Here is a 7,911-nt window from a genome sequence, read left to right on the forward strand (position 1 = left end):
GCGCAGCGGCCGGCCACCCGCACCCCACCCACCGGCCCCGGCCCCGATAGCCTCGGGGCCACACAGGGCGGAACCACACGGAGGCACAGGCAGATGCAGGCGCAAGGCAACGGCTGGCCGGCGAACGAGTTGGAGCAGGTGCTCGGGGCGGCGCTCGGCCAGGCGGACGCCGGCCCGCGGATCATCGACGCGCTCGGCCGCAGCCAGGTCTGGGTGCCGCTCCCGAACGGCGGCGGCCCCGACAGCGCCTCCCTCGACCTCCCCACGATGCTGATCGACGGCGCCGCGTACGTCCCCGTCTACAGCTCGGAGGCCCAGTTCCGCATCGCCGCCGGCCCCGCCATGGACTTCGCCGTCGCCCCCGCCGTCGAGTTCGCCCGCGGCCTGCCCCCGCAGCTCGGCATCGCCGTGAACCCCGAGGGCGCCGTCGGGGTCCCGCTCCCCCCGGCCGCCGTCGCGGAGCTGTGCCGCGCCGGCCGCACCGAGCTCGACGGCCCGGCCGGCGGCGCCCGCGTCCGGCTCTTCGAGCCCGACTGGCAGGACGACCCGGTCGACTTCCTCGCCGCCGCGGCCGAGGAGTTCCGGGCCACCGGAGCCGTGGCGTCCGCTCACCGCTGCCTCGCCAGCGTCGAGGGCGGCGACCCCCAGCTCTACATCGGTGTCCGCCTGCTGGGATGGGATCCCGAACTGCGCGGCGCCCCGCTGGAGGCGCTCGGCCGCGCCCTGGGCCGCGTACCGGCGCCCTGGCCGGTGCAGTTGATCCTGCTGGACGCCGCCGAGGACCCGGTCACGGAGTGGATTCGTGAGCGCGTACGCCCCTTCTACCTCCCGTAGCGCCGCTTAAGCTGGTCGGGACGTGTGGACGACGGGCGGACGAAGACGAAGAGGGGTACCGGGTGAGTGCGTCAGGCACGGCCGCGGCCGGGCAGGTCGAGCACATGCTGCGCCAGGTGACTCCCGGGCGCTATGAGAGCTATGAGTCATTCCTGCACGCCCTCGCCGAGGGCAGGCTGTGGATGCTCCTGTGGCAGGGGCAGCCGGGCTCACCGGACGCCCAGTACGGCGGCATGGAGGTCGAGGGGCTGGGCTACGCCCCCTGCGTGACCTCCCCGCAGGAGCTGGCCGCGAGCGGCTGGAACCGCGGCTACGAGGTGGTCACGGGCCGGGACATCGCCCGCGCCCTCTACCCGGACCGCTGGGGGCTGTGGGTCAACCCGCACGCCCAGGGCGGCGGCCTCGGCATCCCCTGGGCCGACCTGCGCCGGGTCGCCACCGGCCTGGACCGGATGCCGGCGGGGCCGCTGAGGCTGTCCGAGCCGTCCCTGGAGCTCCCGCAGTTCTACGGGCTGCTGACCCAGCACGCGCACCGCACGCCGGCCGTGAGGTCGCTGCGCCGCGCCTGGGTGCAGCCTTCGCTGGGGTCCGCGTACCTCGCGGTCGGGCTCGACCTGTACGACGCCTCGCCGCCCGCGCTGGAATCCGTACGCGAGATGATGCGCCAGTCGGTCGGCGCCGTGCCCGAGGGGGTCCCGGTGTGCACCGTCGCGCTCGCGGACGAGCACGACCCGGTGGCGATGTGGCTGCGCGCGCAGACCCGGCCCTTCTACGACCGCGAGGGGCAGGCCGCCGCCTACTGACCCCCCTCCACGGGGTGCGGGGGCCCTTTCCCCGAGCTCCCTACAGGGATTCCCCGGGTGCGCCCGCACTCTGGGACGACCCCGTCCGACGGACACCAGGCCGCCGGGAACCACGGTTCCCGGCGGCCTTCGTCTTGTCCGGATATCGCCGCAGGTGGGCGCCCAAATAGCGCACTCGTTCCCGGAGTTGGCCATGATGTCCGTTTGGGTACCGAACGGACGGTCTTGCTCCGCTGAGCCGTGAGCGGAGTCCGGATAACGGGAATCCCGGCGTCAGATCACGGTTGCGCATCCATTCATCTGCGGGTCTGGCGGCTGGTCGAGCGCCCGATGAAGACTCCCCACCCAAGAGCCGGTCAGTCCTCCAGGACGCGGTTCGGCACGTGGACCTCGCCGCTCGTCACGACGCGGCGCTTCCGCACTTCCCGCACCTCAGCTGCACCGCACCGCACGCACCGCACCCTGCTCCACCCACAGCACGGCCGCACTGCCAGCACTGCCAGTACCTCGCACCTCGTACGCGTTCACGTGCCCCGAGCACTGGAGCGCCACTCCGCACCAACGCCGCCACAGCGGCGGGCATGGGCCGACCCACCCGTCGGCCGAGAGGGGTCCCCACCACGATGACGGCACCACTGCACGACACGAGCGCGGAAACACCCGCACCCGTGTCCGTAGCCGAAGTCCCTGCCAAGGCCATCGAAGGCCGCTCGCCCGGCCGCATCGCCTGGATGCGGCTCAAGCGCGACAAGGTCGCGCTGACCGGCGGCGTGATCGTGATCCTCCTGATCCTGGTGGCGGTCTTCGCACCGCTGATCGTGAACCTGCTGGGCCACGACCCCAACGAGTTCCACGAGGACATGATCGATCCGGACCTGGGCACGCCGCTCGGCTCCTTCGGCGGCATCAGCTCCGACTTCCTGCTGGGCGTCGAACCGACCAACGGGCGCGACGTGTTCAGCCGGATCGTCTACGGCGCCCGCATCTCGCTGGTCGTCGCCTTCCTGGCGGCCTTCGTCTCGGTCGTCCTCGGCAGCCTCCTGGGCGCCCTCGCCGGCTTCCTCGGCGGCTGGGTGGACGCGATCATCAGCCGCCTGATGGACCTGCTGCTGGCCTTCCCCCAGCTGCTGTTCACCATCGCCCTGGTCTCCGTGGTCCCCAACTCCGTATGGGGGTTCGAGGGTTCCGGCGTGCGGATGGGCGTGCTCATCCTCGTCATCGGCTTCTTCGGCTGGCCGTACATCGGCCGCATCGTCCGGGGCCAGACGATCTCCCTGCGGGAACGCGAGTACGTCGAGGCCGCGCGCAGCCTCGGAGCCGGGCGCGGCTACATCCTCCTCAAGGAGCTGCTGCCCAACCTGGTCGCGCCGATCCTCGTCTACGCCACGCTGATCATCCCGACCAACATCCTGACCGAAGCGGCCCTCAGCTTCCTGGGTGCCGGCGTCAAGCCGCCCACCGCTTCCTGGGGAAAGATGCTCTCCGACGCCGTCCCCATCTACCAGGACGACCCCATGTACATGGTGGTTCCCGGTATGACGATCTTCATCACCGTCCTGGCGTTCAACCTCTTCGGGGACGGGCTGCGTGACGCACTCGACCCCAAGGGCAGCTGAACCGCTTCTTCGATTCACCACCTATGGAGGTTGGACAACGTGACCCGCAGAAAGCAGGCCCTCGCGATCACCGCTGTGATCGCCGCGCTCTCGATGACCGCCGCGTGCGGTGACAACGGAGCGAAGAAGGACGACAAGGCCGACGGCGACAGCGGCAAGGGCTACAGCGGCGCCGCCACCGCCGTGATCAACCCCTCCGACGCCAAGGGCGGCGAGCTCAAGCTCTGGTCCCCGCAGGACGTCGACTACCTCGACCCGGCGCGCGCCTACTACGGCTTCGTCTGGAACATGCAGCGCCTCTACGTCCGCAGCCTGCTGGCCTACGACGCCAAGCCGGGCAAGGACGGCACGAAGGTCGTCCCCGACCTCGCCGAGGCCCTGCCGGTCATCAGCAACGACGGCAAGACCTACACCCTGAAGCTCAAGGACGGGGTGAAGTTCGAGGACGGTACGCCGATCACCTCGAAGGACATCAAGTACGGCGTCGAGCGCGTCTTCGCGCAGGACGTGCTGTCGGGTGGCCCGACCTACCTGATCGACCTCCTGGACCAGGGCCAGAAGTACCCCGGCCCGTACAAGGACACCGACCCGAACAAGATGGGTCTGAAGACCGTCGAGACGCCGGACGACAAGACGATCGTCTTCAACCTGGCGAGCGCGAACTCCGACTTCAGCTACCTGCTGGCCATGCCGTCCTCCTCGCCGGTCCCGGCGGGCAAGGACACGGGTGCCACGTACACCAACAAGCCGGTGTCCACGGGCCCCTACAAGGTCGAGAGCTTCACCGCCGGCAAGGGCGCGACCTTCGTCCGCAACGAGAACTGGGACCCGAAGACGGACCCGATCCGCAAGGGTCTGCCGGACAAGGTCTCCTTCACGGTCACCACCAACCCGGACGACATGGACCAGCGCCTGCTCTCGGGCGACATCGACATGGCCGTCGACGGCACCGGTGTCCAGCAGGCCGCGAAGAACAAGATCCTCAAGGACTCGAAGCTCAAGGCCAACGCGGACAACCCGTTCACGGGCTACATCCGCTACTTCGCCTTCCCGCAGACGGTCGCGCCGTTCGACAACATCGACTGCCGCAAGGCCGTCATCTACGCGGCCGACCCGAAGTCCCTCCAGACCGCCCGCGGCGGCCCGACCAGCGGTGACCTCGGCGCGAACATGCTGCCGGCCGGCGTCCCCGGCTCGGACAAGAGCTACGACCCCTTCGGCCTGACCAAGGGCAAGCCGCAGGAGGCCAAGGCCAAGGAGGCCCTCAAGGCCTGTGGCAAGCCCGACGGCTTCGAGACCGTCATCGCCGTGCGCAACAACCGCGCCCCCGAGGTGAAGACGGCCGAGTCCCTGCAGGCCTCGCTCGCCAAGGTCGGCATCAAGGCGACGATCGACCAGTTCGACGGCAAGCTCTCCTCCTCCACGATCGGTTCGCCCGAGAACGTGAAGAAGAAGGGCTACGGCATCATCGTCATGGGCTGGGGCGCCGACTACAACTCCGGCGCGGGCTTCCTGCAGCCGCTGGTCGACGGATCGTTCATCCTGCCGAACGGCAACAACAACTACACCGAGGTCAACGACACGGAGATCAACGGCCTGTTCGACAAGGCCGCTGCCGCCGCGACCCCGGAGGCCGCTGCTCCGTTCTACACGGAGATCAACAAGAAGGTCATGGACAAGGCGCTCTACCTGCCGATCAACTTCGACAAGGCGCTCGTCTACCACAACCCGCGCCTGACGAACGTCTTCTTCAACGAGTCCTTCGGCAAGATCGACCTCGCCACCGTGGGCATCAAGCAGTAGCAGCAGGCGGCCCGGCCGACCGCCGGGCACGCAACCCGCAACTCAGCACGTAAGTAAGTGCCTTCACCGCACATGCGCTAGTCCGAAGGGCAGGTGAAGGCCGCAGGCGCTGGCCGCCGCCCCCACGAGGGGCGGCGGCCACCAGCCCCGGGCGGCCGACTGCAGTGCTCGTCTACCTCATACGGCGGCTGTTCAACGTCGCCGCCACGCTGCTGGTGGTCTCCGTGGTCACCTTCGGCATCTTCTTCGCGGTCCCGAAGCTGACCGGCAGCGATCCCGCGCTCATGTACGCAGGCCGGGAGACCAACGAGACCGCCCTGGCGGGCATCCGCGTGAAAATGGGCTTCGACAAGCCCATCTCCGAGCAGTACCTGCTCTTCGTCAAGGGGATCTTCGCCGGCCGCGACTACGACGGCGGCACCGAGATCACCCACTGTGCGGCCCCGTGCTTCGGTTACTCCTTCAAGACCGAGGCGCCCGTCTGGGAAACCATGATGGACCGCATCCCGGTCACCCTCTCGCTCGCCCTCGGCGCGGCCGTGATCTGGGTGATCGCCGGCGTGGCCACGGGCGTGATCTCCGCACTCAAACGCCGCACCGCCATCGACCGCACCGTCATGGTCGGCGCACTCGCCGGCGTCTCCCTGCCGATCTTCTTCACCGGCATGGTGGCCCCCGCGATCTTCGTCTACAGCCTCGGCTGGCTGGACGTCTCCAACTACCAGCCCCTGACCGAGGATCCGCTGGCCTGGCTCAACAGCATGATCCTGCCCTGGATCACCCTGGCCTTCCTCTTCGCCGCCACCTACGCCCGCATCACCCGGGCGACCATGCTGGAGGTCCTCGGCGAGGACTACATCCGCACCGCCCGCGCCAAGGGCCTCAAGGAGGGCGTGGTCATCCGCAAGCACGCCCTGCGCTCCACGCTCACCCCGGTCGTCACCATGTTCGGCCTGGACCTCGGCGGCCTCCTCGGCGGCGCGGTGCTCACCGAGACCACCTTCAACTTCCAGGGCCTGGGCACGGCGGCGGTGGCCGCCATCAGCGCCGGCGACCTTCCCGTGATCATGGGCGTCACCCTGCTCGCCGCCCTGTTCGTGGTCCTCGCCAACCTGATCGTGGACCTGCTGTACGTCGTCATCGACCCGCGCGTGAGGCTGACGTGACCAAGAACGATTCCGACCAGCCGGCCTTCGTGCCCGAGCAGGGCGGCGCGCCCGACGCGGCCCCCTTCCTCTCCGTGCGCGACCTCAAGGTCCACTTCCCGACCGACGACGGCCTGGTCAAGTCCGTGGACGGCCTCAGCTTCGACCTGGAGCGCGGCAAGACCCTGGGCATCGTCGGCGAGTCCGGCTCCGGCAAGTCGGTGACCTCGCTGGCCATCATGGGCCTGCACCGCACCGGCAACGCCCGCAGCCGCCCGGACATCTCGGGCGAGGTCGTGCTCGACGGCGAGGACCTCGTCAGCGCCGACGCCGACCGCGTGCGCCGGCTCCGCGGCCGCAAGATGGCGATGGTCTTCCAGGACCCGCTGTCCGCGATGCACCCGTACTACTCGGTCGGCAAGCAGATCGTCGAGGCGTACCGGACCCACCACGACGTCGACAAGAAGAAGGCCCGCGCCCGCGCCGTCGAGATGCTCGACCGCGTCGGCATCCCGGAGCCCCACCGGCGCGTGGACGCGTACCCCCACGAGTTCTCCGGCGGCATGCGCCAGCGCGCGATGATCGCCATGGCGCTCGTCAACAACCCCGAACTGCTCATCGCGGACGAGCCGACCACCGCCCTCGACGTCACCGTCCAGGCGCAGATCCTCGACCTGATCCGCGACCTGCAGAAGGAGTTCGGCTCCGCGGTCATCATGATCACGCACGACCTCGGCGTGGTCGCCGAGATGGCCGACGAGATCCTCGTGATGTACGGCGGCCGGTGCGTCGAGCGCGGCACCGCCGAGAAGGTCTTCTACGAGCCCCGCCACCCCTACACCTGGGGACTGCTCGGCTCCATGCCGCGCATCGACCGCGACCAGACCGAGCGGCTGATCCCGGTCAAGGGCTCGCCGCCCAGCCTCATCAACATCCCGAGCGGCTGCGCGTTCAACCCCCGGTGCCCCTACGCCGACGTGCCCAAGGGGGGCATCACCCGCACCCAGCGGCCCGAGCTGACCCAGGACGACAGCCGGCACTGGTCCGCCTGCCACATGTCGCAGGAGGAGCGGACCCGGATCTGGACCGAAGAGATTGCGCCGAAGCTGTGACGGACATGAAGAAGGACACCGCCGCCCAGGACTCGGCGACCGCGACGGCCGTCGCCGAGGCGGAACCGCTGCTGAAGGTCACCGGCCTGGTCAAGCACTTCCCCATCAGGAAGGGGCTGCTGAGCCGCCAGACCGCCGCCGTCAAGGCCGTGGACGGGATCGACTTCGACGTCCGGCGGGGTGAGACCCTCGGCGTCGTCGGCGAGTCCGGCTGCGGCAAGTCGACGATGGGCCGCCTCATCACGCGGCTGCTGGAGCCGACCGGCGGCCGCATCGAGTTCGAGGGCAAGGACATCACCCACCTCGGCGTGGCCGGCATGCGCCCGCTGCGCCGCGACGTGCAGATGATCTTCCAGGACCCGTACGGCTCCCTGAACCCGCGCCACACGGTCGGCGCGATCGTCTCGGCCCCCTTCAAGCTCCAGGGCGTCACGCCCGAAGGCGGCGTGAAGAAGGAGGTCCAGCGCCTCCTCTCGCTCGTCGGCCTGAACCCCGAGCACTACAACCGCTACCCGCACGAGTTCTCCGGCGGCCAGCGCCAGCGCATCGGCATCGCCCGCGCCCTGGCGCTGAAGCCGAAGCTGGTCGTCGCGGACGA

7 protein-coding genes are annotated in these 7,911 nt (G+C 69.6%); all 7 read left to right on the forward strand.

Annotated elements, in window-relative coordinates; translation table 11 throughout:
- Positions 1-93 precede the first annotated feature (93 nt).
- On the forward strand, positions 94-834 hold the full coding sequence (locus SSNG_RS25010; protein WP_007266698.1) for an enhanced serine sensitivity protein SseB: 741 nt from the start codon (positions 94-96) through the stop codon (positions 832-834).
- A gap of 62 nt (positions 835-896) precedes the next feature.
- Complete coding sequence (locus tag SSNG_RS25015; protein ID WP_042801841.1) at positions 897-1,637, forward strand: enhanced serine sensitivity protein SseB C-terminal domain-containing protein; 741 nt, start codon at positions 897-899, stop codon at positions 1,635-1,637.
- A 623-nt stretch (positions 1,638-2,260) separates the two neighbouring features.
- Positions 2,261-3,253: an ABC transporter permease gene (locus SSNG_RS25020; RefSeq protein WP_042801843.1), complete on the forward strand. Its 993-nt coding sequence runs from the start codon at positions 2,261-2,263 to the stop codon at positions 3,251-3,253.
- A 93-nt stretch (positions 3,254-3,346) separates the two neighbouring features.
- Positions 3,347-5,056: an ABC transporter substrate-binding protein gene (locus SSNG_RS25025; protein WP_050779916.1), complete on the forward strand. Its 1,710-nt coding sequence runs from the start codon at positions 3,347-3,349 to the stop codon at positions 5,054-5,056.
- 164 nt (positions 5,057-5,220) lie between these two features.
- Positions 5,221-6,222 (forward strand): ABC transporter permease, encoded by a 1,002-nt coding sequence (locus tag SSNG_RS25030; RefSeq protein WP_007266702.1) that lies wholly within the window; start codon positions 5,221-5,223, stop codon positions 6,220-6,222.
- Between the two features lie 29 nt (positions 6,223-6,251).
- Positions 6,252-7,313, forward strand: coding sequence for an ABC transporter ATP-binding protein (locus SSNG_RS25035; RefSeq protein WP_050779917.1), 1,062 nt, complete (start codon positions 6,252-6,254; stop codon positions 7,311-7,313).
- 5 nt (positions 7,314-7,318) lie between these two features.
- On the forward strand, positions 7,319-7,911 hold a 593-nt coding region (locus SSNG_RS25040), incomplete at its 3' end, for a dipeptide/oligopeptide/nickel ABC transporter ATP-binding protein (protein ID WP_241695116.1).

Origin of the sequence: Streptomyces sp. C (assembly GCF_000158895.1) — a bacterium.
Classification (GTDB): Bacteria; Actinomycetota; Actinomycetes; order Streptomycetales; family Streptomycetaceae; genus Streptomyces; species Streptomyces racemochromogenes.

What these genes read in the sequence shown, in the direction of transcription:
- SSNG_RS25010 (WP_007266698.1), top strand. Translation starts at nt 94, where the DNA reads ATGCAGGCGCAAGGCAACGGCTGGCCGGCGAACGAGTTGGAGCAGGTG.
- SSNG_RS25020 (WP_042801843.1), top strand. Translation starts at nt 2,261, where the DNA reads ATGACGGCACCACTGCACGACACGAGCGCGGAAACACCCGCACCCGTG.
- SSNG_RS25025 (WP_050779916.1), top strand. Translation starts at nt 3,347, where the DNA reads ATGACCGCCGCGTGCGGTGACAACGGAGCGAAGAAGGACGACAAGGCC.